The organism is Microbulbifer maximicatervae (SeqCode) (assembly GCF_056231245.1).
In genome coordinates this window covers 1,038,948-1,061,934 of sequence record NZ_CP174334.1, presented here as the reverse complement: position 1 = coordinate 1,061,934, position 22,987 = coordinate 1,038,948, and the positions used below count along the sequence as shown (strand labels likewise).

Genomic DNA, 22,987 nt, shown 5'->3' with positions numbered 1-22,987 from the left:
TTATTACTGCCGCCGGTTATTTGACGGTCAGCGCCTCGTTGATGAACTTATTCTGTTCTTCAAGGTGCGTGGACATATAGCCCGCCGCAGGTGCTGCGGATGGGGCGCGGCCCACATATTCCAGATCCAGCTTCGGATGGGTTTCCGACAACAGGCGACGCAAGTGGTGCTGGCTGGAGTACCAGGCGCCCTGGTTCATGGGCTCTTCCTGACACCAGGCAACACTCTTGATCTTCTTGAATGCGGAAACCGCTTCCACAAACTCTTCGTCCGGGAATGGGTACAGCTGCTCGATTCGTACGAACGCCACATCTTCCTGTTCGCGCTCCATACGGGCTTCCAGCAGGTGGTAGTAAACCTTGCCGGAACACAGAACCACACGCTTCACTTTGTCTGGATCTACGCCCTGGTCCTGGATCACGTTGTGGAAGCGACCTTCTGCCAGCTCTTCCAGGCTGGAAGTGGCCAGCTTGTGACGCAGAATCCACTTTGGACTCATAATCACCAGAGGACGACGCATGGGGCGCACAGCCTGGCGACGCAGCAGATGGAAGATCTGTGCCGGGGTAGTGGCGTTACACACCTGGATATTGTGCTCCGCACACAGCTGCATAAAGCGCTCGAGGCGCGCAGAGGAGTGCTCTGGGCCCTGACCTTCATAGCCGTGCGGCAACAGCATTACCAGGCCGCACATACGGCCCCACTTGTGCTCACCGGAAGTGATGAACTGGTCGATCACAACCTGGGCACCGTTGGCGAAGTCACCAAACTGGGCTTCCCACACCACCAGGGACTTTGGTGTCGTGGTGGCGTAGCCGTATTCAAACGCCAACACCGCCTCTTCGGACAGCAGCGAGTCGTAGATATAGAAAGGCGGCTGGTCTTCAAACATATGCTGCAAAGGCACGTAGCTCTGACCGTCTTTCTGGCTGTGAACCACCGCGTGGCGGTGGGAGAAGGTACCGCGACCCACGTCTTCACCGGTAAAGCGGACCATAAAGCCCTCTTCCAGCAGAGTACCGTAAGCCAGGGTTTCCGCCATGCCCCAGTTCAGAGGCAGGGCGCCACCGGCCATTTTGCGGCGGTCTTCATAAATTTTGGAGACCTGGCGCTGCATTACCACGCCGTCGGGCACGTTGGTCATGCGAGTAGCGACATCCTGCAGCTTCGGCAGCGCATAGCCGGTATCTGCAGGCACCTGCCAGTCGTGGCCCAGGTAGGGGCTCCAGTCAACAAACATGGAGGAGTCCGGCTTCTTCACAAGACCGGTAGCAACGTCTTCACCGGCATCCAGTTTGTCGCGGTAGTCGTTAGCCAGCTTGTCTGCGGCAACCTTGTCCAGGATGCCCTCGCCCACCAGCTTCTCGGAATAGAGCGTGCGGGTAGTCTTGTGCTTGCGGATAGTCTGGTACATCAGCGGCTGGGTACCAGAGGGGTCATCGGTCTCGTTGTGGCCGCGACGACGGTAGCAGACCAGGTCGATAACGATGTCTTTCTTAAATTCGTAGCGGTAGTCCACCGCCAGCAGCGCGGCCAATACGACCATTTCCGGGTCGTCGCCATTTACGTGCAGCACCGGCGCATCGATCATCTTAGCGGGATCGGTGGAGTACTCGGTGGAGCGGGCATCTTCGCGCTTGCTGGTGGTAAAGCCCACCTGGTTGTTCAGTACGATGTGCACAGTACCGCCGGTGTAGTAACCGCGGGTCTGGGACATCTGCAGGGTTTCCTGCACCACACCCTGGCCGGCAAAAGCCGCGTCGCCATGGATGTTGATCGGCATTACTTTCTCACCGGTCGCATCTTTGCGGCGATCCTGGCGGGCGCGTACGGAACCCACTACCACAGGCGCACTGATTTCCAGGTGCGACGGGTTAAAGGCCAGGGCCAAGTGCACTTCCCCACCGGGAGTCATCACGTTGGAAGAGAAGCCCTGGTGGTACTTCACGTCACCGGAAGTATCGAGGGTCTTCTTGCCTTCAAACTCCTGGAACAGATCCGCAGGGTTTTTACCGAGGATATTAACCAGGGTATTCAGGCGGCCGCGGTGGGCCATACCGATCACCACTTCCTTCACCCCGTAGGTGCCGGAGCGACGGATCAGGGCATCCATCATCGGGATCAGGCTCTCACCACCCTCTACACCGAAGCGCTTGGTGCCGGGGTACTTGGAGTCCAGGTGGCGCTCCAGGCCTTCAGCGGCGGAAAGGCGCTGCAGGATTTCAATCTGGATGTCGGTGCCGAAGTTGGCTTTAGACTGGCTGCGCTCAAGGCGCTGCTGGAACCACTGCTGCTCTTCCAGGTTGGAGAGATGCATGATCTCCGCACCCAGATTGCCACAGTAGGTATTCTCCAAACCCTCGACGATTTCACGCAGGGTCGCCTCTTCTTTACCGAGGAACAGGCTACCGGTATTGAAAGTGGTATCGAAATCACCTTCAGTCAGGCCGTGGTAGCTCAGTTGCAGGTCGGGCACTTGTTCGCGAGCCATCAAACCCAGGGGGTCGAGGGTCGCTTTTTTATGGCCGCGATGGCGGTAGGAATCGATCAGTTGCAGAACTTTAATCTGCTTGCGCTCGTGCTCAATATTGGCAGAGCCGGCCGCACCGGGAGCGGCCACCGGACGCGCGCGGTGTTTGCTGAGCAGCTCAAAGTGCTGGCGAACAGCGGCGTGGGAAACATCGCTGCTGCCCTCAACGCGGGGGAGGCTATCGAAATAATTGCGCCACTCCTCGGGGACACCGTTGGGGTCGTGCAGATAGGTCTCGTAAAGCTCCTCCACGTAGGCAGCATTGCCCCCGGAGATATGGGAGCTACGCCACAGCTGCTCCATGGTACTTTCGTGCATGTTGATGCCTACCTCAATTGCAGTGTGCTTATCTTCTCTTGAGCCACTGCGCTTTCCTTTCACTCACAAAAGGGGAGGCGCACAAAGCCACCTCCCCTTTTCAGTTTTTTACCGGTTAGAACCGGCTTTTTGTCGTTTGCTTGGCACCCTACCTGGCACCGGGTTCGCAGAGCGCGAACCCCAGCGGGCCGATAACCGGCCGCAGCATCCCCTACACGGCGCGGGTCAGCAGCATATTGCGGATATGGCCGATCGCGCGCGTCGGATTCAGTCCTTTCGGGCAAACATTGACACAGTTTTGAATACCGTGACAACGGAATACGCTGAAGGGGTCATCCAGATTTGACAGGCGCTCATCAGTAGCCAGGTCGCGGCTATCTGCCAGGAAGCGGTAAGCCTGCAACAAACCAGCTGGGCCGATAAACTTGTCCGGATTCCACCAGAAAGACGGACAGGAAGTGGAACAGCAGGCGCACAGGATACACTCGTACAGACCGTCAAGCTTTTCGCGATCTTCCGGAGACTGCAGACGCTCGATGGCCGGAGCCGGGGTATCGTTTTGCAGGTACGGTTCAATCTTCTTGTACTGCTCGTAGAACTGCTCCATATCCACAACCAGGTCGCGGATAACAGGCAGGCCCGGCAGCGGACGCAGAACCAGTTTACCCTTGGGGGCAGCTTCAGACAGTGGCGTAGTGCACGCCAGACCATTGCGACCGGAAATGTTCATACCGTCGGAGCCACAAACGCCCTCACGGCAGGAACGACGGAAAGACAAGGTCTGATCTTCGGCTTTCAGCAGTTCCAGAACGTCCAACACCATCAGGTCCTTGCCCTTGGTGTCCAGTTCATAGTCCTGCATATAAGGCGCTTTGTCGGTTTCCGGGTTGTAACGGTAAATGCTTACTTTCAACATACTCTATTCCGCTCCCGAATCAGTAAGTCCGAGCTTTCGGTTCAAAGGCTTCCATAGTGTTAGGCGCGAAGTTTACTGCACGCTTGCCAACACGTTTTTCCGTGGGGAAATACATAGAGTGGCACAGCCAGTTTTCATCATCGCGCTCCTGGAAGTCCTCACGGGCGTGAGCACCGCGGCTCTCAGTACGGGTCTCTGCAGCAACTGCAGTGGCCTCGGCAACTTCCAGTAAGTTTTGCAGCTCCAGCGCTTCAACACGGGCGGTGTTAAACGCGCGGCTCTTGTCTTCGAGGCGCACATTTTCAATACGCTCGCGCAGATCTGCAAGCTTCTTCACACCTTCGGCCATAAAGTCGCCGCGACGGAATACGCCGAAGTGGTTCTGCATCACGCCCTGCAGCTCTTTGCGCAGGTCGGCAGCCTTCTCACCCTTCTCATTGGTTTCCAGGTGATTCAGGCGAGCCATAGCGGCTTCGAGATCAGACTCGGAAGCTTCGCGGTGCTCGATACCTTCGCGCAGGGACTTCTCAATAAACAGGCCAGAAGCGCGACCGAATACCACCAGATCCAGCAGGGAGTTACCACCTAAGCGGTTGGCTCCGTGTACGGACACACAGGCAACTTCGCCACAGGCGTAGAAGCCATCAACAATCTGGTCGTTACCCGCAGCGTCCTGGGTCAGAGCCTGACCGTGAACGTTGGTGGGAATACCACCCATCATATAGTGACAGGTAGGTACTACCGGGATCGGCACCTTAACTGGGTCGGCGTGGGCGAAGGTCTTGGACAGCTCACAGATACCGGGCAAACGGCTGTTGAGCAGCTCTTCACCCAGGTGATCAAGCTTCAGGAATACGTGATCGCCTTCCGGGCCACAGCCGCGGCCGTCGAGAATCTCGAGAACCATAGAGCGAGCCACAACGTCGCGGGAAGCGAGGTCTTTGGCGTTGGGCGCATAGCGCTCCATAAAACGCTCACCATCTTTATTGATCAGGTAGCCACCCTCACCGCGACAACCTTCGGTCACGAGTACACCGGCACCGTAAATACCAGTGGGGTGGAACTGCCACATCTCAATATCCTGGACCGGCATGCCAGCACGCAGGGCCATACCGACACCGTCACCGGTATTGATGTGTGCGTTGGTGGTGGAAGCGAAGATACGACCGGCACCGCCGGTAGCGAATACAGTCGCTTTGGATTTGATATAAACCACTTCGCCATCTTCGATGCACATGGCGATCACACCCACAACAGCACCGTCCTGGTTCTTCACCAGGTCAATCGCAAACCATTCGTTCAGAAATTCGGTTTTGTGCTTAACGTTGTTTTGATAGAGGGTGTGCAGCAGTGCATGGCCGGTACGGTCAGCAGCAGCACAAGTACGTGCAGCCTGGCCACCGCGGCCGAAATCTTTAGACTGACCGCCGAAGGGGCGCTGATAAATACGACCTTCCTCAGTACGGGAGAAAGGCAGGCCCATGTGCTCCAGCTCAAATACCGCTTCCGGACCTACGGAACACATATATTCAATAGCGTCCTGGTCACCGATATAGTCGGAACCCTTAACGGTATCGTACATATGCCAGCGCCAATCATCGTTGGGATCTGAACTGGCAATTGCACAGGTAATGCCACCCTGGGCAGATACTGTGTGAGAACGAGTCGGGAATACCTTGGTAATAACCGCAGTTTTATAGCCGGACTGGGCCATCTGCAGGGCAGCGCGCATACCGGCACCGCCTCCACCAATTACAATCCCGTCAAATGAAATAGTACGCATGTTCGCCATTGCTTATACACCCCAAAGAATTTCAATGCCCCACACCGCGTACAACACGGCAACGGCAGCCAGAATCACTTCTACGAACAAGCGCAGAACAGTGGCTTTACCGCCCATCATCCGGTTGGTGATGTAGTCAGTTACCACGGACCAGAGGCCAATCCAAGCGTGAATAATGGTGGACAGCAAGGCAACCAGGCTGAAAACACGCATCCAGCGCTGGGCGAACAGTTCGGACCAGGCTTGGTAGCCGAAGTCTTTACTAAAAAAGATAAAACCCACTATAAAGAGGGTATAGGCGAGCAATATTACCGCAGTGACTCTCTGGTAGAGCCAATCGAAAGTACCGCTACGGCCAAAGCTTGTTACTGTTTTTACCACAACCATACTCCCGCCAGAAGAATAAGGATTACAGCCAGCACCAGCACTGACACAGCGCTGCGACGGCCGCCTTCGAGACTTTCACCTACTCCCATATCCATAAACAGATGACGAACACCTGCCAGAATGTGGTAAATAAGTGCCGCCAGCGATGCCCAGAGAATGAGCTTGGCAGGGATACTGTTAAATACCGCTGCAATTTCGGCGAATCCCTGCTCGGATTCCAAACTGACATCGAGCATCCACAGTAGTAGTGCAACAACAACGAAGAGCACTACACCGGAAATACGATGCAAAATGGAAACCACAGCGGTAGCGGGAAGCTTTATAGTGGAAATGTCTAAATTGACAGGTCTGTTTTTGTTCACAGGAAAAACACCTTGTTGCCCTGAACGACCGGGCGCCCGTTAGCTTTTCAATGGAGGGACGAGCTGCTTGCTGATTACTTTGCACTCGACCTGATGAAGCCTTATACAAAGTAGCCGTACCATGGCGCAAGCCGCGCGGATTATAGGCATTCACTAGTCAAAACACAACGAACGCCTGCGATTACGCCGGGTTCCCACCAGTATCGCGCAGTAAATCGGGAATCGCGGGATTTCCTCAGACTTTCCTGTGCATTATCTAGACAAATACTCTAAGAGTATGGAGCGGAACCGGATATCCTGTCGCCAATAGACTGGTCGTCCATTCCTTTTGGTTTGACAATTTGCGGCGCGGCACTTAAGTTTGGCCCCGCTCAAAAGGCCGCTAGCTCCCGAAAACAGCGGGAAAAGGCCGGCATAAGAACATTTTTAGGAGTCCGCAATGTCCGATAAAAAAGCGCACCTCACAGTCGATGGTATCGACGGCGCCCTTGAGATGCCAGTTCGCTCCGGCACCCTCGGCCCCGATGTTATTGATGTCGGCGGTCTGACCAGTAAAGGCTTATTTACTTACGACCCGGGCTTCGTATCTACCGCCTCATGTGATTCCAAGATCACCTTTATTGATGGCGGCAAGGGCCAACTGCTGCACCGCGGCTACCCCATCGAGCAACTGGCAGAAAAATCCGATTACCTGGAAACCTGCTACCTGCTGATGAATGGCGAACTGCCCAACGCAGAAGAAAAGAAGAAGTATGTAGACACCATTATGTCTCACACCATGGTTCACGAATCCCTGGTGAGCTTCTTTAAAGGCTTCCGTTACGATGCCCACCCAATGGCGATGATGTGTGGCGTAGTCGGTGCCCTCGCTTCCTTCTATCACGACTCCCTGGATATCACCAATCCGGAGCACCGCGAGATTTCCGCCCACCGCCTGATTGCCAAGATGCCAACCCTGGCAGCCATGTGCTACAAGCACTCCCAGGGCATGCCTTTCATGTACCCGGACAATAGCCGCAGCTATTCCGAGAACTTCCTGCACATGATGTTTGGCAACCCCTGCGAGCCAAGCAAGATAGACCCGGTTGTCGCCAAGGCAATGGACATCATCTTCCTGCTGCACGCAGACCACGAGCAGAATGCGTCCACCTCCACTGTCCGCCTGGCTGGCTCTTCTGGTGCCAATCCGTTCGCCTGTATTTCTTCCGGCATTGCCACTTTGTGGGGACCCGCTCACGGCGGTGCCAATGAAGCGGTATTGAACATGCTGCAGGAAATTGGCGACGAAAGCCGTATCGACGAATTCGTGAAGCGCGCCAAAGATAAGAATGACCCCTTCCGCCTAATGGGCTTTGGTCACCGCGTCTACAAGAACTTCGATCCACGCTCCCGCGTAATGCAGGGCATCTGTGATGAAGTTTTGGGCGCCATGGGTGCAGAAAATGATCCTCTGCTGAAGATCGCCAAGAAGCTGGAGAAAATCGCCCTTGAGGACGATTACTTCGTAGAGAAGAAACTCTACCCGAACGTAGATTTCTACTCCGGCATTATTATGAAGGCTATCGGTATCCCCACCGATATGTTCACCGTAATTTTCGCCACCGGCCGTACTTCAGGCTGGATTGCACACTGGAATGAAATGATTTCCAATCCGTACAAAATTGGTCGTCCTCGCCAGCTGTATACCGGCTACCCGCAGCGCGATTATGTACCGCTCGAGCAACGCTAAGCTCAAGCAATTAAAAAAACCCGGCTATGCCGGGTTTTTTTATTAATTAGATATTTAAATTTATTTTGATTCTACCGGCAATAATCAACTGCATTTCGATAAAAATTAAAAAGCAAAGATCTAAAATGTGACACAAGTCCCACTTTGAAAATTTTGCTTTACTCGCCCCTTCCATAACAGTTAAACCAACTGTCATCCAATGTAAAATCCGCCACGCCCGCCGGGACCCAAATAGCTTTGCTTTCTTTAAGTTACCCCCAACTTCGCGGCGCGATCAAACCTAATAACAAACCTTTAAATTTACTGAGACTAAATTCATGCTTAGTTTTATTTCTGGAATGTTCCGAAGTAACAAAACAGAAGACGCGGCGGACCTTGAGGAAAAATATACTCGCAGCTCTTATGCAGGAGCTAAAGGTGCCCGCACAATCTCTTACGATCCCACTCTAATTAAAGCCCTTGAAGACGATCACCGCACCTTGATCAGTATTTTTCAGCGCATGTGGTCAGAGGGTTATGAGAAGCAGAACTACCGCCAGCTATCGCAGCTACTGACCCAATTTAAATCTGGCTTCCAGGCCCATCTAATCAAAGAAAATGTACGTTTTTACGTATACCTGGAGCAAGCACTGGCTGGCGATGCCCACACACTGCAAGTAGTTAAAGATTTCCGCACCGATATGAATGAAATTGCAAATGCTGTTGTGCAATTTTGCAAGCGCTATAACCACGAAGCCTTCACTCCTGAAATGGTTCGCGACTTCAAAATGGATTATCAGAAAATCGGTGAAGCGCTAACTCGTCGTACTGCCCTAGAAGAAAAAGAACTCTACGTCCTTTACCAGCCCTCCTAAAAGCAACGTTTAGTTTTTTTATCAGGAGTAGTGAGATATTTAACCTAGGAATGCCGATAGGAAACAAATCTTTACAATAGGCATACTATTTTACAGTCCGCAGCCCACAAGGACGGGGCCGCATATTTTTTGGCCGCTCAGCGGTCACAAAGTAACTGGAAAGCACTCCCCTCACCCCACCAATTTTTCACAGCCAAATTAAATTTAAGCACTGAATTTGGGCAAGATACATTTAGCCCCCCAAAAAAACTGTGCGCATCAGTTAAATCCAGCCTTATTTTCCGACCTGACCTTACTTTACACCCAATTCTCTATCGTCATGTTCTAATCGGTACTAGACGTTTATTTAATTTTGTTTAAACATATAGGGATTAGAATTCAAAAAAACACCTAAGAGTGGGATATTAGTCTAAGAAAATTAGCAGGCCATCTGGCAGACAAATTAAAAATACAAAGACTAATAGAAAATCAAAGCAGTCGGGGGGAGGTATGACTGAGCTAGACGACACACTTGTCGAGCAATTACCAAGCGGCATCCACACTAATGATAACAGTTACCCAATTTATGTAATTATCGGTACTGGTCCGGTGGGTGTGCGTTGTGCACAAAAATTATTAGAATTCTGTGATGAAGCTCAAATTGTTATCTATGGAGCAGAAACAGAGTCTCCCTACAACCGGGTTAAACTTTCTCAATATCTATCAAGCCATGTAGAGTTGGAGGAGCTTGATAACCCTATTCTCAGTCAAAGTGACCACCGCCTGGCAGAATATATTGACCGTAAAATAGTCTCTATTGATCGCTCCAAAAAAACAGTCACCGATGCTGCAGGGAATATACAACCTTATTCCAAGCTAATAATAGCGACTGGATCAAATCCTATTATTCCGAAGATTCCGGGTGCGGATCTGCCTGGTGTTTACCCTTTTCGAAGTCTGCGTAACACCAATGATTTACTTGAGTTAAGGGAGCAGAATGCAGACATCTGTGTTATCGGTGCTGGTGCTCTGGGCCTTGAAGCTGCAACCGCGTTAAAAACACCTAAAAACAACATCACTTTACAATCCAGAGGACACTTACTCAGCGGGCTCCTGGGTGAAGAAGGAGAGGAGTTCCTAAAGTCCGCACTCACTGCACTGGGTGTAGAGTTAAAAATTTCGGACTCCCTAACATCCATTGAAGAGAGCGATAGCAAGCGCCTACTCACTTTTGAAAGTGGCGAAAAAATTCCCGTCGACGCTATCGTGTTGTGCACTGGAATTAAGCCGGAAATTAGCCTGGCCGAACAGAGCGGACTTTCAACTAAACGCGGAATCGTAGTCAATGAATGGATGCAAACTTCCGACCCGGATATTTACGCCGTAGGCGAGTGCGCTGAGTTTGACAAGAAAGTCTACCAATTGGTCCGACCGGGCTACGAACAAGCTGAAAGCTGCTGCTCACATATTCGTCGCAACCATAGCGGTAAATCTCTCTCGCAGCCCTACTCCGGCACTTATACCGATATTCAGCTGAAAATTGCCCATATTCCCTGCGGAATAATGGGAGAGGTAACCCCGGAAAACCTCAATCAGCAAGAGGGCGTTGAGAGCCATGTCTATCGCAATCGTTTTAAGGGGATCTATAGACGCTTATTTATCAAAGGCGAATACATCGTTGGGGCCATTTATATTGGCAGCTGGGATGAAGCCAATGAATTGCGTCAGACTGTAGCACAGGAACAAAAAATCTCTCTGCGCACACTGAAAGACTTTGAAAGCGAAGGGCGAGTGTTTGCCAAAAAAAGCGGCAATAGCATTAAAGATTTTCCCGATAGTTATCTAGTCTGCCAGTGCAACTCTGTCACCAAAGGGGAATTATGCAAGGCTATTTCCGCTGGGAAGCGCAATTTAAATGAGCTGCAACAAGCGACAACAGCCGGGTCTGTTTGTGGTAGTTGCCGCCCACTAATGGCTGAGCTTCTGGATGTGCCAGCTCCCAACTTGGTAATGCGGCACTCCAAGGGGATATTGATAACTTCTGTTCTGTCATTAATCCTGATAGCCCTGGCTTTCCTGATGCCGCCAGCTCCAGTTTCCCCCTCAGTACAGACTGCACTTTTTTGGGAAAAGCTCTGGTACGACAATTTTTGGAAGCAGGTTACGGGCTATACCATTCTCGCTATGTGCTTGTTTACTGCCGCTCTCAGTATCAGGAAACGTTGGAATAAACTTAGCCTTGGGCATGTCGATCACTGGCGCTATGCACACAGCGTTACAGGTTTAATCGCTCTACTTGCTCTCGCTGTACATTCAGGCTTCCGCCTTGGTGAAAACCTGAATTTGGCATTGATGCTGGTATTTCTAACTGCAACCGCAACTGGTTCTCTCGTCGGCGTTTTTATGGCGCGCAACCACCACTGGACTGACCTGAAACTTCGCGAACACCGAAAATGGTGGTCCCGAGTTCACTATGCCCTGCTCTGGGCCTTACCGGTCCTTCTCGCCTACCATATTTTTGCGGTTTATTACTTCTAGATGAAATCATATCAATTTAAATTCTGGCATTACGGTGTATTGCTAACGCTGGCTATCGGCTCTGCGGTGGCATACAACCTTAACGTTGACGATAAATCTCTATTTATCAGTGGAGATGCCACGCACGGTCACCATCAAATTGAGCTGGCTTGTACTTCCTGCCATACCGATGGCTTTGCCGGTGAGGATGCTGTTCAGCAAGCTTGCCTGAATTGCCATGCGGAAGAACTGGAGCTTGTAGACGACTCACACCCCCGGCAGAAATTTTTAGATCCGCGCAATGCTGTACTTCTGGAGACTCTTGACGCCCGGCTATGTGTAAGTTGTCACACTGAGCACAAACCACAAATCACCGGAGAGATGGGAGTAACCCTGGCGGGCGACTTTTGCTTTCACTGCCACAGCGATATTGCCGAAGAGCGCAGTAGTCACAAAGACCTGGGATTTGAAACCTGCGCAAGTGCGGGCTGCCACAACTATCACGATAATGGCTCCCTCTATGAAGACTTCCTTATCGCCCATGTTGATCAACCTGATCTATTGGAAACTGCAAAGCTTCCCGCTCGTACAGCAGTTCAGTCCTGGCTAAATGAGCATTCAGATAAAGCCCCTTTAAAAGTTAGCGAAGCAGACATTAGCAGCTCTAGCCAGACTGCAGAAATCGCAACGGTCTGGGCACAGAGTATTCACGCACAAACAGAGGTGAACTGCAGCAGCTGTCACGTCGATGGGCAAATGCTATTCAGTAGCGTTGAGATTGTCGAGCAATGTGCTAGTTGCCACAGCGATCAAAAAGAATCCTTCACTCAAGGAAAACATGGAATGCGCATGTCCAACAAGCTGGAAGAAGGCTTTATCCAGCAGGTCGGTGCCATCTCCCCGCAACAGGCCCGCCTTCCCATGAATACCAGCGCAACGGATGAATTGAGCTGTGTCAGTTGTCACGGGCCCCATGAAGTAAATCTGCAATTTGCCGCTGTAGAGGCTTGCCTGGGTTGCCACAGTGATGAGCACAGTCTCTCTTACAAAGAGTCCCCTCACTTCGATACCTGGAATTCAAACCCAGAGGGTGGCGTAAGCTGTGCCAGCTGCCATTTACCACGGGAAACCCATGGCGAACAGGTTGTAGTTAACCATAATCAAAATCATAACCTTCGCCCCAATGAAAAAATGATGCCCGTTTGCCTGAGCTGTCATGGAGCCGAATTCTCCCTTGCTGCCCTGGCTGACAAAACTCTGATTAACAATAATTTCAAGCATAAACCCGCAGAGAAGCATGAAACCTTCGAGCTGATCCGCGAGCGTATTGGCAGGATTTCCAAAAGCAAAAACAAGCAAAATCAATCCCAATAGGAGGGGAAAATATGCGTATTGCCGCTTGTATTATCGCTGGACTGGCACTGCTCACCGGCTGTGAGAAAAACCAGGGAGTTGCTCCGGAGCGAATGGCGGATGCCATCTTTGCCGTTATCGAGGCAGACAGGGCCAACTACACCAACAAGGTTGTAAACCGCCTGCAGAACGAGGAGAAAATCCTCGACGCTGATGAGCACTGGCAAGATAAGAAATTGCTACCACTCCCCGCGCAGATGATGCGTATGGGAGCTGAGCGTGTTGCCGAAAATGAGTCTGGCTTTAACTATGCCCTGCTCTCTCTGTGGCCAATCAACAAGCAAAACAAACCGCGCACTGAGATGGAAAAAGAGGGCTTGCAGTACGTAATCGACAACCCAGGGAAAAACTTTTACGGCCGCGAAAAACTAGGTGATACCGAGTACTTCACTGCAGTATATGCGGATGTAGGTGTTTCACCTGCTTGTGTGAGCTGTCACAACGATCACGTAGACAGCCCGCGCACTGACTTTGAGCTGGGCCACACTATGGGTGGTGTTGTTATCCGAATCCCACTCTGATCAGTTAGTTAGTAGATAGTTGCGTCCGACTTTCGAGTCGGGCAACTCTCTCACAAAATATTTCCGGCGGATATTAGTCGGTGAGAACTGAGTTTAGAATAATTTAAAAGAGTGGCGGCCGAATTCGTTTCGACCGCTCCCTCTTTTAAGCTGACTGGCTCTACTCCCGCTACTACCTCGCTGAAATCATTCAGACCAGTGGTTACCCGCTGTGGGCCTATTTCCGGGTCAGTCCAGTCTCCATTACGGCCCGCTTTTTCTTGGGCTTCGCTCCGCAAAGCACACCTAGGCATTACTATATTAATGTCAAAGTCCCGCAGAGCAAACCGACCAAGGTGATTGCAATACTGGGAAAACCTGCTAAAAGGTCAGCGCAGTGGATCAATAAGCCCCTGCAATCCCGCTACTTTTATCTCCAAGGCTAATGCCATCAACTGTCCTAGACGCCCCTCTGGAAACCCCTTTTTTGCGAACCAAAGCAGGTACTCCTCAGGCAAATCTATTAAAACCCGGCCCGAGTATTTTCCAAATGGCATTTTGAGTCGAGCCAGTTCTACCAAGTCTTGTTTTTCGAACACCTTAACAACCACCTAAATATCGACAAAAAAAGGGAATGAAACTCCCAATTTGGATTTGTTGCCAGTGCATGCGGACTCTACACTGGCTCCGAAATAGTCGGCCTGCGCCGATTCTTTATACCTCAACCTTCCAGTAACAGAGGTGTCTATGCGTATCAAAGCTATCAAATATCTCAGCTTGGCCGCAGTATTGACTGCAAGCCTTGGAGTTACGGGCTGCGCCAATATGAGTGATACCGACCGCCGAATCGGCACCGGTGTCGGTATAGGCGCAGTAACAGGTGCCTTGATCAGTGGCGGGCGCCCTGGTGGCACTGCCGCAGGTGCGGTTATTGGTGCCGGTGCAGGCTACCTCTATGATAGGGAAAGAAAGCGCAGAGATTACTATCGTTATCGCGGTCGCTACTATCGTTATTAATTCGCTGCTGCTTTTAAGTTGTTAATCAGTATCGTGCGGGTTCGTAGTACTTCGATACTCGCACTACTCAGGCAGGGAAGCCGACTCCCGATTAAACTGATTCCTTTAAGACAAAATTGACACAATCCTCGCTTTCGTTTTGCCACAGCACTCATAACGATATTCAGTAACCATCTCCCAGAACAAGGAGTTGCGCTTGTGCAGGAGCAATAAATTTGTGCGCTGAGTATTTCCCTACTCCAGGAAGCACTCCCAATACCCCCTAAAACCTAAAAGTCAGACCAACGTGCATTGAGTGGCTATCCTGATATAGGGTGAAAGGAAATTGAAGATCGGCTTTTCATCTGGTGGGATAAAAAGCCCCTTATGTAATAAAGATCCTAGAGTATGAATATTCCAGGCTTTGAATGGAAAACTGTACTTTTTCTCCCTCAAGCAAATATTAGATAAGCCTAACCTAGGGACCTTGCTGCGCCCTCTCAGTTTTCGCAGGAAAAGCTAGTATATTGATAAGGTCAGTCTGACTCGGGCCTGATACCAGGTCTTCCAAGGTGTATTGCTCCAAACAAATAAAAAAATTTTCCATAGCCTCGGCGAACATTTTCTTTAACCTACACGCAGGAGTTATGACACATTGATTATTTGTCCCAAAGCATTCTACTAACACGGTATCTTGCTCCAATAATCGAACTAGCTCTCCAACATTAATGTCTTCAGGAGTTCGGCTTAGCCGAATGCCACCATACTTACCCCGGGTTGCAATCAAGTAGCCTTTGAGATTCAACTCTTGTACCACCTTCATTAGGTGGTTTTTAGATATTTGGTAGCGCTCAGCAACTTCTCTGATGGTTACTAACTCTCGATCCTGTATAGCAAGGTACATCAACACTCGCAAAGAGTAGTCGGTAAATTGCGTGATCTTCATTGGCAAAGTCCCTCATTGTGAAGCCAAGAATTTTCATCCCTTGAAAATTTAAAGATGCATCTAGTTTACATCATTGGGATTTAGGTGTAAATTGCCACGCAAAAGATGCATCTTATATGCATGTATAGATAAAGGGGTAGAGAATGCTCAGTCTCAAATGTTCGTTCAACCTAGCCCTTAGGCTGCGGTTACAGCCGAATGTGCTATTTATGACTGCCCCAAAAGCTATTAGAGGAATTTCGAGCGAAAGCGCCCTGAAGTCAGAGGCTGCTTTCCTGAATTCAAGGTCGCTAATTAATCCAAGAGGCCGAGAAGTGAACATCGATATATTCGCTTACGTAAACTCTACCCAGGAGCGGCAGATTAACAACGATTAATGGTCACTTTTCATTACCCAAATACAAGGTATCAGTCACCTAAAAATTCAATGTCTTACAAGACCAAACATTATTTTGAGAAACCCATTCTCAATTTGATTTATTCAAGCAACACAAGGAAAAGGAGAGTTTATGTTTTTTCTGTTGCAAGTTAACGCCTCTGCTGGAGGCCAATCTCGTGAGATCAACACAGCTAAGCAAGAACGTGAAAAGTCAGGCTTAAAACCTATTAACACTCAATCAGGTAGCATAGATCCACTCCAAAAAATTAGAGATACCCGATGTTTACGTTGTTTTGTTTTACAAGCAGCCTAGGGAGATATACAAAAATTAATAGTTTAAATAGCATATTGCTAAAAAAGCCAATTTATATTGGCAAGGATAATTCTGATGAGAACTTACAAATCTCTTTGGTGGACATTGATCGGCGTTTTAGCTGTAACCTTTTCAATACTCGGATATTTTGGCAGTGAAATATATCGGAAAGCACCTCCGATACCTGACGCCTTTGTCTCAGAAAATGGCAACATACTGACCACTAAAGATAAAATTTTAGATGGTCAAACTTCTTGGCAATCCGTTGGAGGAATGCAACTGGGATCTATTTGGGGACATGGAGCCTATCAAGCCCCAGACTGGACCGCTGACTGGTTACATCGAGAGCTAATTAATTGGTTATCAATAGCGGCAAAAGAGGAATTTGGCCTACCATATGAATCTTTATCCAAAAGAGAAAAACACAAACTTCTGTATGATCTTAAATTAGATTATAGAACCAACACCTATAGCAGCGAATCTGGAATTGCCACTTTATCTAAGCGAAGAATCACAGCTATAGAGAAAACTGCAAAATATTATAATGCACTTTTTGGAGGTGATCCCGCTTTACAGCCAACCCGCGCAAATTACGCAATGAAAGAGGTTACACTGCCCGATGCTGATCGCCGAGCACGACTTACTGAGTTCTTCTTTTGGACATCCTGGGTAGCTTCAACCGAGCGTTCAACAGGTGGCGCAACCTACACTAACAATTGGCCCCACGAACCATTAATTGACAACAAGCCAACTAGCGAAAATATTATTTGGTCTATTATTAGTGTGGTCTTATTGATTTCCGGTATTGGCGCCCTAGTTTGGGCATGGGCGTTCCTACGCACCGAAGACAAACACCCAACTGCCCCCAAGCAAGATCCAATCAGCACCTTTAAATTAACTCCCTCACAGAAAGCTCTTGGAAAATACTTACTAGCTATAGTAGGACTATTTACTTTCCAAGTTTTCTTAGGTGGTTTCACTGCACATTATACCGTAGAAGGACAAGGATTCTATGGGATAGAAACATCGGAGTGGTTTCCATACAGCCTGGTACGCACCTGGCATATACAGGCTGCTCTATTTTGGATAGCTACAGGATTTTTAGCTGCCGGACTATTTCTTGCTCCAATTATCAACGGTGGAAAAGATCCTAAGTTCCAAAAACTTGGTGTTGATATATTGTTTTGGGCATTAATAGCAGTCGTTATTGGATCATTTGTCGGCAATTATCTAGCCATTGCGCAAACTCTGCCACCAGAACTCAGCTTTTGGCTAGGTCATCAAGGATATGAATTTGTAGATCTTGGCAGACTATGGCAAATCGGTAAATTTACCGGCATCGTATTATGGTTGGCATTAATGCTGCGCGGCATTGTTCCAGCATTAAAGCAAAAAGGTGATAAAAACCTGCTAGCCCTGTTTACTGCCTCCGTAATTGCCATAGGATTGTTTTATGGTGCTGGCTTCTTTTATGGCGAGCGCACACACATATCGGTCATGGAGTTTTGGCGCTGGTGGATAGTGCACTTATGGGTAGAAGGTTTCTTTGAAGTTTTTGCTACAACTGCGCTTGCATTTATCTTCTTCAGTATGGGCCTTGTATCTAAACGCATGGCTACTGTGACTTCTCTAGTATCAGCGTCATTATTTCTACTAGGGGGGGTACCGGGAACTTTTCACCACCTATATTTCTCAGGGACGACAACACCCGTTATGGCGGTAGGGGCCACATTTAGTGCGCTCGAAGTGGTCCCACTTATCTTATTGGGTTATGAAGCCTGGGATCACTATAGCTTAAAAAATCGTGCACCCTGGATGGTGAAAATCAAATGGCCTTTGATGTTTTTTGTAGCTGTTGCTTTCTGGAATATGTTAGGAGCAGGCGTACTTGGCTTTACCATTAATCCACCGATAGCGTTATATTATCTTCAGGGCTTAAATACCACAGCCACACATGCCCATGGTGCATTGTTTGGAGTATATGGGTTCTTGGCATTGGGCTTTAGTTTACTCGTTCTTAGATATATTCGTCCCCAGTTTATATTTAGCGAGAAATTGATGAAAACGGCATTCTGGTGGATGAATATAGGTTTGGCTTTAATGTTGTTCACCAGCCTTTTGCCGGTCGGTATTATCCAGTTTATGGCGAGCGCTTCAGAAGGCCTTTGGTATGCCCGCAGTGAAACCCTAATGCAAAGTGGAACGCTAGTTACTCTAAGATGGATACGAACTATTGGTGATGTCGTGTTTATCGTCGGTGCACTGGCTATCACATGGCAAGTAACACAAGGCGTGCTGAACCTAAAGAGGCACAGTTCAGTAGACTATCTATCAGGGCAAACCAAATCAGTCTCTTAATCTACTTATAAACCTATGCAACGTTGCTGCGCAACTCATCAGTAACGTTGCATTATTTGCTAACCCCGTAATCATAGATAGGTGAATTATAGAAATTCCTGAGACCCCAAAATATCTTTTCGCAGTAATCACCCGTATTAGAGATGTTGAATTTTGACAACTCTCTTAGTAGGGGAAAGTAAATTACCTAATTATTAATTGAGTCGGCCTATGAATGCCCGATCTGGCGGGAATGAAAATTTACAAGTGTTTAATTTTCTTTTTTCCGCAGCGTTCACAGCGATATTCAGTAACCAACTTTCCCTGCTTTACGTCAAACTTGCGCTCGGTGACCACTTTCCATTTATGAAAACCTTCCCTGCACAGGGTGCTGCCCTTGTGCTTTTGCCAAGCGGTTTTTCTTTTGAAAGGAATAACATCTCCCATTAAGCCACCTCTCCTGCAGCATGACCTGAAGCCCAAGCCCATTGGAAGTTAAACCCGCCGAGCCAGCCGGTTACATCGAGAACCTCACCAATAAAATAAAGCCCCTGCCGGGTTTTACATTCCATAGTACGAGAAGAGACCTGTGCAGTATCGACTCCACCTAATGTTACCTCAGCAGTGCGATATCCCTCAGTGCCCACCGGTACCAATTTCCAGCTTTGTAACTTTTCCCCAGCTTGCTGTAACTCCCCCTCCCCAAACTGTTTTAGGGGGCGGCTAACAATTTGCGCTCGCTGCAGGAAAAACTGTACTAACTTTTTGCTCCAAACCTCAGCCAAAACGCTGTGTAAGTGGCTATCCGGGCTCTGTTGTCGGCGCAGCGGTAACCACTCTGCCAGATTTTTCTCTGGAGCCAAGTCAAATATTACCGTTTGACCTTCTCGCCAGTGGCTGGAAATTTGCAAAACCGCAGGGCCACTTAGCCCCCGGTGAGTAAACAGCATCTGCTCGTGAAAACTGCCCTCAGCACAAGAGGCTGTCACCGAAAGAGAGGTACCGGGCAGGGTGCTCTGGCGCTCCAACTGGCGTTTATGCTGGGTAAACGGCACCAGTGCGGCTCGTGTCGGGACTATCTCCAGTCCAAACTGCTGGGCAATCTCATAGCCAAATCCACTCGCCCCCATGGTGGGAATAGAAAGGCCTCCAGTAGCCACGACCAAGGATTCACAGGTAACCGTCCCCATACTGGTTTCGACCTTATACCCCTGCCCCAAAGCTCGAATTTGAGTAATGCTACAGCGCGTGCGGATCTGTGCCTTGGCCGCACGGCATTCCGCTAGTAACAAGTCGACAATATCCCTTGATTTATTGTCGCAAAAGAGCTGACCGAGGGTTTTCTCGTGGTAGGTAACCCCGTGCTTCTCCACCAGTGCAATAAAGTCCCACTGGCTATAGCGAGCCAAGGCGGACTTACAAAAATGGGGGTTATTACTGTAGAAGTTCTCTGCACTGGTGTAGAGATTGGTAAAGTTGCAGCGGCCACCACCAGACATCAGGATTTTCTTTCCGACTTTGTTGGCGTGGTCTAGGACCAACACGTTGCGCCCGCGCTGGCCCGCTGTAGCCGCGCACATTAGTCCAGCTGCCCCAGCGCCAATGACCAATACATCGACGCTTTCCGGTAGCTGGCTGGTAGAAACCTCTGTCATAGGTAGGAAATAGTACTGCAGTAAGACCGGTGATCAGGTGCGAGGCAGGGTAACGCCGCGCTGGCCCTGGTATTTGCCACCACGATCGGCATAGGACACATCACAAACTTCATCGGATTCGAAGAACAGCATCTGTGCCACGCCCTCGTTGGCATAGATCTTCGCGGGCAAGTTAGTGGTGTTGGAGAACTCCAAAGTCACATGACCTTCCCACTCCGGCTCCAGTGGCGTCACATTGACGATAATACCGCAACGGGCATAAGTGGATTTACCCAGGCAAACCGTCAATACAGAGCGCGGGATACGGAAATACTCCACCGTACGCGCCAGGGCAAAGGAGTTTGGCGGAATAATGCAGTGGTCGCCTTCAACATCCACAAAGCTGTTTTCATCGAAGGTCTTGGGATCAACTGTCGCTGAGTGAACATTGGTGAAAATCTTAAATTCACGAGCACAGCGAACATCGTAGCCATAGCTGGAGGTGCCATAGGAGATGAGTCGATCGCCATTATCGTTATGACGCACCTGACCAGCCTCAAAAGGCTCAATCATACCGTGCTGCTCTGCCATGCGGCGAATCCACTTGTCGGACTTGATACTCACTCCGTCCCCCTGAATAGAATAATTAGTGCTCAATTAAAGAGGCGGAATCATAGCCGGTTTAGGCTGTGCAAAAAAGTGCCTATCCAATGAATTCTCACTTGTTGCCACTGGATGGATACTGTATAAATTAACAGTATCACTGTATACACATACAGATTAAGACGAAGACAGTGGCCAGATCGGACTAAAATTCAGTGGTGGAATCGTGGGCAGCGCAGAAAACTTCATAGAAAACAATCAGTTAGAAAGCCAGGCAAAACACCAGAAACTGGCACAGCTACTCACCAGAGCCGATATCTGGCAAGCAGCGAATGAACCCCGACGACAGCGAAACGGCATCGCCAGTGGTTTTCCAAGCCTCGATGCCCTCCTAGCGAACCACGGCTGGCCAAGAGGGGCCACTACTGAGCTACTCATGGACCAGATGGGTATCGGTGAACTCACCTTAATACTACCGGCCCTGGCAGGCCTCACTCAGAGGGGGCAAATGGTCATACTGGTCAATCCACCCCATATCCCCTATGCGCCCTCATTGGCCAACAGTGGTATCCGCCTTGAGAACCTGCTGATCCTGCACCCCCGAGGCCCCAAGGATACTCTCTGGGCGATCGAGCAATCCCTACAATCCGGAAGCTGTGGTGCCTTACTCAGCTGGCAGGGGCGGCAATCCATGAACCATAAAGATCTTCGTCGCCTGCAACTCGCTGCCCGCAATGGGGACTGCCTGCACTTCCACTTTCGCCCTCAGTGTGAATCAGCAAACCCCTCACCCGCGAGCTTGCGCCTACAGCTCACCCCCAGGGAAGGAGAGCTGGCACTAAGGCTTTTAAAGCAATTGGGTGGAAATTCAGGCCAAAACCTCTATTTGGCAAGAGCAGCAAAACTGGTCCGACGGGACCAACCAATGCACTGAACGGTTTCGAGGGATAGCTCCATGCTCTGGCTTTGTATTCAATTCCCCAGGCTTCCGTTAGAGGTTCTGACCCGCGCTCAGCTACAAGGAGAAGAGGCTCTAGCCCAAGTTGTGGTTGAAAAACAGTTGGTGATTGATAGAAACCCAGCGGCATCCCAATGCGGCGTTGAGACCGGGCTCAGTATTGCTACTGCGTCTGCTCTCTGTGCAGACTTACAGCTGCTACAACGCGATTCCCAGCGGGAACAACAAGAATTACAGCAACTGGCCCAGTGGGCATACAGCTTTACACCGCTTGTATCACCTCAGTCCGCAGGGCCTATGAGCAATGCTGAGAGCACTCCCGCCCACCTCTACCTGGAACTGAGCGGCTGCCTAAAGGCCAGCGGTGGCTTCAAGGCATTGATACAACAGCTGAGCGATGAGCTTGAGCAGATGGGAATCCACAGCCTGATGGGCCTCAGCCACAGTCCCAGTGCGGCTCATATGCTAAGCCAACTGACCGAACACCGGCGCTGGCTTGCGCAATCAGATTCTCCCCCCAGCCCTCAGCAGTGGAGACAGTGGATTAGCTTTGCCCCATCCAAGCTCCTTAATTGCGACAACAAAACTATTTCCAAGCTCTACGCATGTGGTATCAAGCGAGTAAGCCAGCTGCTCGCTATTCCACTCTCTGAGGTAGGCTCTCGTTTTGGTCGTCCATTTGTGGACTACCTGGCACGCCTGAACGGAACTCGCCAAGATCCAGTCTGTAGTTATCAGCCCCCAGCACAATTCCGCAGCGAGCTATTTTTCCCCAGCCCCTTGGATAATAGCGAACAGCTGCTATTTCCTATCGGTCGCCTACTAAGGGAATTATGCTCCCAGTTGCAGCGGCGCCAGCTCTACACACAACAGTTAAATTGGCATATGGATTTCGGCCAAAATAAATCTCAGGAAATAACCGTAGAACTCTCCACTCCGCAGTTGGACCCTCAACGCCTAATAGCACTAACCAAACTGCAATTGGAAAGAGCAACTCTTGATCAGCCAGTACAATCGATCAGCTTAAATTGCAAGCATTTACTCCCCTTGGAGCAGGGATCACTGGATGAAGATTTATTTGGTGAAGGCAGCCAACACAAACGCAACCAACAGCTATTAGACAAATTAAAAGCCCGCCTCGGTCATCAAGCACTCTCGGGAATCGCCCTGAGAGAAAGCTACCTACCGGAGCAGGCCTGGCAAAATACAGATACCCTGATAATTAAAAGTAACGCTAAGGGACAGCAAATTAAGCCCATCCAAGCACCGCGCCCCAATTGGCTATTAGCTCGTCCAACCAAACTGGAAAGTAGCGAGCACAAATTATTTTATCAGGGAGAGCTACAACTATTACAGGGGCCAGAGCGAATTGATGGCTATTGGTGGCAGCACGGGCGTCACGGGCGGGATTACTATATCGCAAAAAATAGAAGAGATGAGCTCTACTGGGTCTTTCAGGATCTTACAACCGAAGAGTGGTTTTTACATGGTGTTTATAGCTAAGCCTAAACCCCCTTCGTAATACTGATCTTC

20 protein-coding genes are annotated in these 22,987 nt (G+C 49.8%); 10 read left to right on the top strand and 10 right to left on the bottom strand.

The genetic code is table 11. The features are described 5' to 3' along the window. Nucleotides 1–16: 16 nt before the first annotated feature. The 5 genes from ACJJIS_RS04605 to sdhC all read right to left on the bottom strand — a co-directional run bounded on the left by ACJJIS_RS04605 (nt 17) and on the right by sdhC (nt 6,296). Nucleotides 17–2,848 carry a 2-oxoglutarate dehydrogenase E1 component gene (locus ACJJIS_RS04605; protein WP_282933821.1) on the bottom strand — a complete coding sequence of 944 codons (2,832 nt, stop codon included), beginning with the start codon at nt 2,846–2,848 and terminating at the stop codon, nt 17–19. A 211-nt stretch (nt 2,849–3,059) separates the two neighbouring features. Beyond that, nucleotides 3,060–3,764 carry a succinate dehydrogenase iron-sulfur subunit gene (locus tag ACJJIS_RS04600; RefSeq protein ID WP_282933822.1) on the bottom strand — a complete coding sequence of 235 codons (705 nt, stop codon included), beginning with the start codon at nt 3,762–3,764 and terminating at the stop codon, nt 3,060–3,062. 19 nt (nt 3,765–3,783) lie between these two features. After that, nucleotides 3,784–5,556: a succinate dehydrogenase flavoprotein subunit gene (gene sdhA / locus ACJJIS_RS04595; RefSeq protein WP_282933823.1), complete on the bottom strand. Its 1,773-nt coding sequence runs from the start codon at nt 5,554–5,556 to the stop codon at nt 3,784–3,786. Nucleotides 5,557–5,559: 3 nt separating this feature from the next. Next, the gene (gene sdhD / locus ACJJIS_RS04590; RefSeq protein ID WP_282933824.1) at nt 5,560–5,928 is read right to left on the bottom strand and encodes a succinate dehydrogenase, hydrophobic membrane anchor protein; all 369 of its coding nucleotides are present in this window, start codon (nt 5,926–5,928) and stop codon (nt 5,560–5,562) included. Beyond that, complete coding sequence (gene sdhC / locus ACJJIS_RS04585) at nt 5,922–6,296, bottom strand: succinate dehydrogenase, cytochrome b556 subunit (RefSeq protein ID WP_282933825.1); 375 nt, start codon at nt 6,294–6,296, stop codon at nt 5,922–5,924. The genes sdhD and sdhC overlap by 7 nt, the downstream gene beginning before the upstream one ends. A 439-nt stretch (nt 6,297–6,735) precedes the next feature. On the opposite strand from sdhC, the gene gltA reads away from it, so the two are divergent. The 5 genes from gltA to ACJJIS_RS04560 all read left to right on the top strand — a co-directional run bounded on the left by gltA (nt 6,736) and on the right by ACJJIS_RS04560 (nt 13,309). Further along, entirely contained in the window at nt 6,736–8,025 is a 1,290-nt protein-coding gene (gene gltA / locus ACJJIS_RS04580; protein WP_413662987.1) for a citrate synthase, read from the top strand. 317 nt (nt 8,026–8,342) lie between these two features. After that, nucleotides 8,343–8,879: a hemerythrin domain-containing protein gene (locus tag ACJJIS_RS04575; protein ID WP_413662988.1), complete on the top strand. Its 537-nt coding sequence runs from the start codon at nt 8,343–8,345 to the stop codon at nt 8,877–8,879. A gap of 489 nt (nt 8,880–9,368) precedes the next feature. Then, nucleotides 9,369–11,396: an FAD-dependent oxidoreductase gene (locus ACJJIS_RS04570; protein ID WP_444917966.1), complete on the top strand. Its 2,028-nt coding sequence runs from the start codon at nt 9,369–9,371 to the stop codon at nt 11,394–11,396. Continuing rightward, a complete protein-coding gene (locus tag ACJJIS_RS04565; RefSeq protein ID WP_475709583.1) occupies nt 11,397–12,749 on the top strand; it encodes a cytochrome c3 family protein in 1,353 nt (450 codons plus the stop codon). It begins immediately after the preceding gene. Nucleotides 12,750–12,760: 11 nt separating this feature from the next. Then, nucleotides 12,761–13,309 carry a Tll0287-like domain-containing protein gene (locus tag ACJJIS_RS04560; RefSeq protein ID WP_282933830.1) on the top strand — a complete coding sequence of 183 codons (549 nt, stop codon included), beginning with the start codon at nt 12,761–12,763 and terminating at the stop codon, nt 13,307–13,309. Between the two features lie 368 nt (nt 13,310–13,677). On the opposite strand, the gene ACJJIS_RS04555 is transcribed toward ACJJIS_RS04560, so the two are convergent. Then, nucleotides 13,678–13,887: a DUF3820 family protein gene (locus ACJJIS_RS04555; protein WP_475709582.1), complete on the bottom strand. Its 210-nt coding sequence runs from the start codon at nt 13,885–13,887 to the stop codon at nt 13,678–13,680. Nucleotides 13,888–14,035: 148 nt separating this feature from the next. Between ACJJIS_RS04555 and ACJJIS_RS04550 the strand changes: the two genes are divergently transcribed. After that, complete coding sequence (locus ACJJIS_RS04550; RefSeq protein ID WP_475709581.1) at nt 14,036–14,305, top strand: YMGG-like glycine zipper-containing protein; 270 nt, start codon at nt 14,036–14,038, stop codon at nt 14,303–14,305. Nucleotides 14,306–14,762: 457 nt separating this feature from the next. On the opposite strand, the gene ACJJIS_RS04545 is transcribed toward ACJJIS_RS04550, so the two are convergent. Beyond that, nucleotides 14,763–15,230, bottom strand: coding sequence for an RrF2 family transcriptional regulator (locus ACJJIS_RS04545; RefSeq protein WP_475709579.1), 468 nt, complete (start codon nt 15,228–15,230; stop codon nt 14,763–14,765). A gap of 509 nt (nt 15,231–15,739) precedes the next feature. Between ACJJIS_RS04545 and ACJJIS_RS04540 the strand changes: the two genes are divergently transcribed. Together ACJJIS_RS04540 and ACJJIS_RS04535 are read left to right on the top strand one after the other, a co-directional pair. After that, nucleotides 15,740–15,922, top strand: a complete 183-nt coding sequence (locus tag ACJJIS_RS04540; RefSeq protein ID WP_475709578.1) for a hypothetical protein — start codon at nt 15,740–15,742, stop codon at nt 15,920–15,922. A gap of 75 nt (nt 15,923–15,997) precedes the next feature. After that, nucleotides 15,998–18,280: a nitric-oxide reductase large subunit gene (locus tag ACJJIS_RS04535; protein WP_475709577.1), complete on the top strand. Its 2,283-nt coding sequence runs from the start codon at nt 15,998–16,000 to the stop codon at nt 18,278–18,280. A 240-nt stretch (nt 18,281–18,520) separates the two neighbouring features. Here ACJJIS_RS04535 and ACJJIS_RS04530 read toward each other — a convergent pair whose 3' ends face one another. Genes ACJJIS_RS04530 through dcd form a run of 3 tightly spaced genes read right to left on the bottom strand, consistent with a single transcriptional unit; the run spans nt 18,521 to nt 20,517 of the window. Beyond that, complete coding sequence (locus ACJJIS_RS04530) at nt 18,521–18,706, bottom strand: hypothetical protein (RefSeq protein WP_475709576.1); 186 nt, start codon at nt 18,704–18,706, stop codon at nt 18,521–18,523. After that, nucleotides 18,706–19,914: a BaiN/RdsA family NAD(P)/FAD-dependent oxidoreductase gene (locus ACJJIS_RS04525; RefSeq protein WP_475709575.1), complete on the bottom strand. Its 1,209-nt coding sequence runs from the start codon at nt 19,912–19,914 to the stop codon at nt 18,706–18,708. The genes ACJJIS_RS04530 and ACJJIS_RS04525 overlap by 1 nt, the downstream gene beginning before the upstream one ends. 33 nt (nt 19,915–19,947) lie before the next feature. Further along, nucleotides 19,948–20,517 carry a dCTP deaminase gene (gene dcd / locus ACJJIS_RS04520; RefSeq protein ID WP_282933840.1) on the bottom strand — a complete coding sequence of 190 codons (570 nt, stop codon included), beginning with the start codon at nt 20,515–20,517 and terminating at the stop codon, nt 19,948–19,950. 205 nt (nt 20,518–20,722) lie between these two features. Between dcd and imuA the strand changes: the two genes are divergently transcribed. Both imuA and ACJJIS_RS04510 read left to right on the top strand, forming a co-directional pair. Continuing rightward, on the top strand, nt 20,723–21,430 hold the full coding sequence (gene imuA / locus ACJJIS_RS04515) for a translesion DNA synthesis-associated protein ImuA (protein WP_475709574.1): 708 nt from the start codon (nt 20,723–20,725) through the stop codon (nt 21,428–21,430). A gap of 21 nt (nt 21,431–21,451) precedes the next feature. After that, nucleotides 21,452–22,957, top strand: a complete 1,506-nt coding sequence (locus ACJJIS_RS04510) for a Y-family DNA polymerase (RefSeq protein WP_475709573.1) — start codon at nt 21,452–21,454, stop codon at nt 22,955–22,957. Nucleotides 22,958–22,987 lie beyond the last annotated feature (30 nt).

Excerpts from the sequence above, each read along its gene's own strand:
- ACJJIS_RS04605 (WP_282933821.1), bottom strand. The coding sequence starts at position 2,848 with ATGCACGAAAGTACCATGGAGCAGCTGTGGCGTAGCTCCCATATCTCC.
- ACJJIS_RS04600 (WP_282933822.1), bottom strand. The coding sequence starts at position 3,764 with ATGTTGAAAGTAAGCATTTACCGTTACAACCCGGAAACCGACAAAGCG.
- sdhA (WP_282933823.1), bottom strand. The coding sequence starts at position 5,556 with ATGGCGAACATGCGTACTATTTCATTTGACGGGATTGTAATTGGTGGA.
- gltA (WP_413662987.1), top strand. The coding sequence starts at position 6,736 with ATGTCCGATAAAAAAGCGCACCTCACAGTCGATGGTATCGACGGCGCC.
- ACJJIS_RS04575 (WP_413662988.1), top strand. The coding sequence starts at position 8,343 with ATGCTTAGTTTTATTTCTGGAATGTTCCGAAGTAACAAAACAGAAGAC.
- ACJJIS_RS04570 (WP_444917966.1), top strand. The coding sequence starts at position 9,369 with ATGACTGAGCTAGACGACACACTTGTCGAGCAATTACCAAGCGGCATC.
- ACJJIS_RS04565 (WP_475709583.1), top strand. The coding sequence starts at position 11,397 with ATGAAATCATATCAATTTAAATTCTGGCATTACGGTGTATTGCTAACG.
- ACJJIS_RS04560 (WP_282933830.1), top strand. The coding sequence starts at position 12,761 with ATGCGTATTGCCGCTTGTATTATCGCTGGACTGGCACTGCTCACCGGC.
- ACJJIS_RS04550 (WP_475709581.1), top strand. The coding sequence starts at position 14,036 with ATGCGTATCAAAGCTATCAAATATCTCAGCTTGGCCGCAGTATTGACT.
- ACJJIS_RS04545 (WP_475709579.1), bottom strand. The coding sequence starts at position 15,230 with ATGAAGATCACGCAATTTACCGACTACTCTTTGCGAGTGTTGATGTAC.
- ACJJIS_RS04540 (WP_475709578.1), top strand. The coding sequence starts at position 15,740 with ATGTTTTTTCTGTTGCAAGTTAACGCCTCTGCTGGAGGCCAATCTCGT.
- ACJJIS_RS04535 (WP_475709577.1), top strand. The coding sequence starts at position 15,998 with ATGAGAACTTACAAATCTCTTTGGTGGACATTGATCGGCGTTTTAGCT.
- ACJJIS_RS04530 (WP_475709576.1), bottom strand. The coding sequence starts at position 18,706 with ATGGGAGATGTTATTCCTTTCAAAAGAAAAACCGCTTGGCAAAAGCAC.
- ACJJIS_RS04525 (WP_475709575.1), bottom strand. The coding sequence starts at position 19,914 with ATGACAGAGGTTTCTACCAGCCAGCTACCGGAAAGCGTCGATGTATTG.
- ACJJIS_RS04510 (WP_475709573.1), top strand. The coding sequence starts at position 21,452 with ATGCTCTGGCTTTGTATTCAATTCCCCAGGCTTCCGTTAGAGGTTCTG.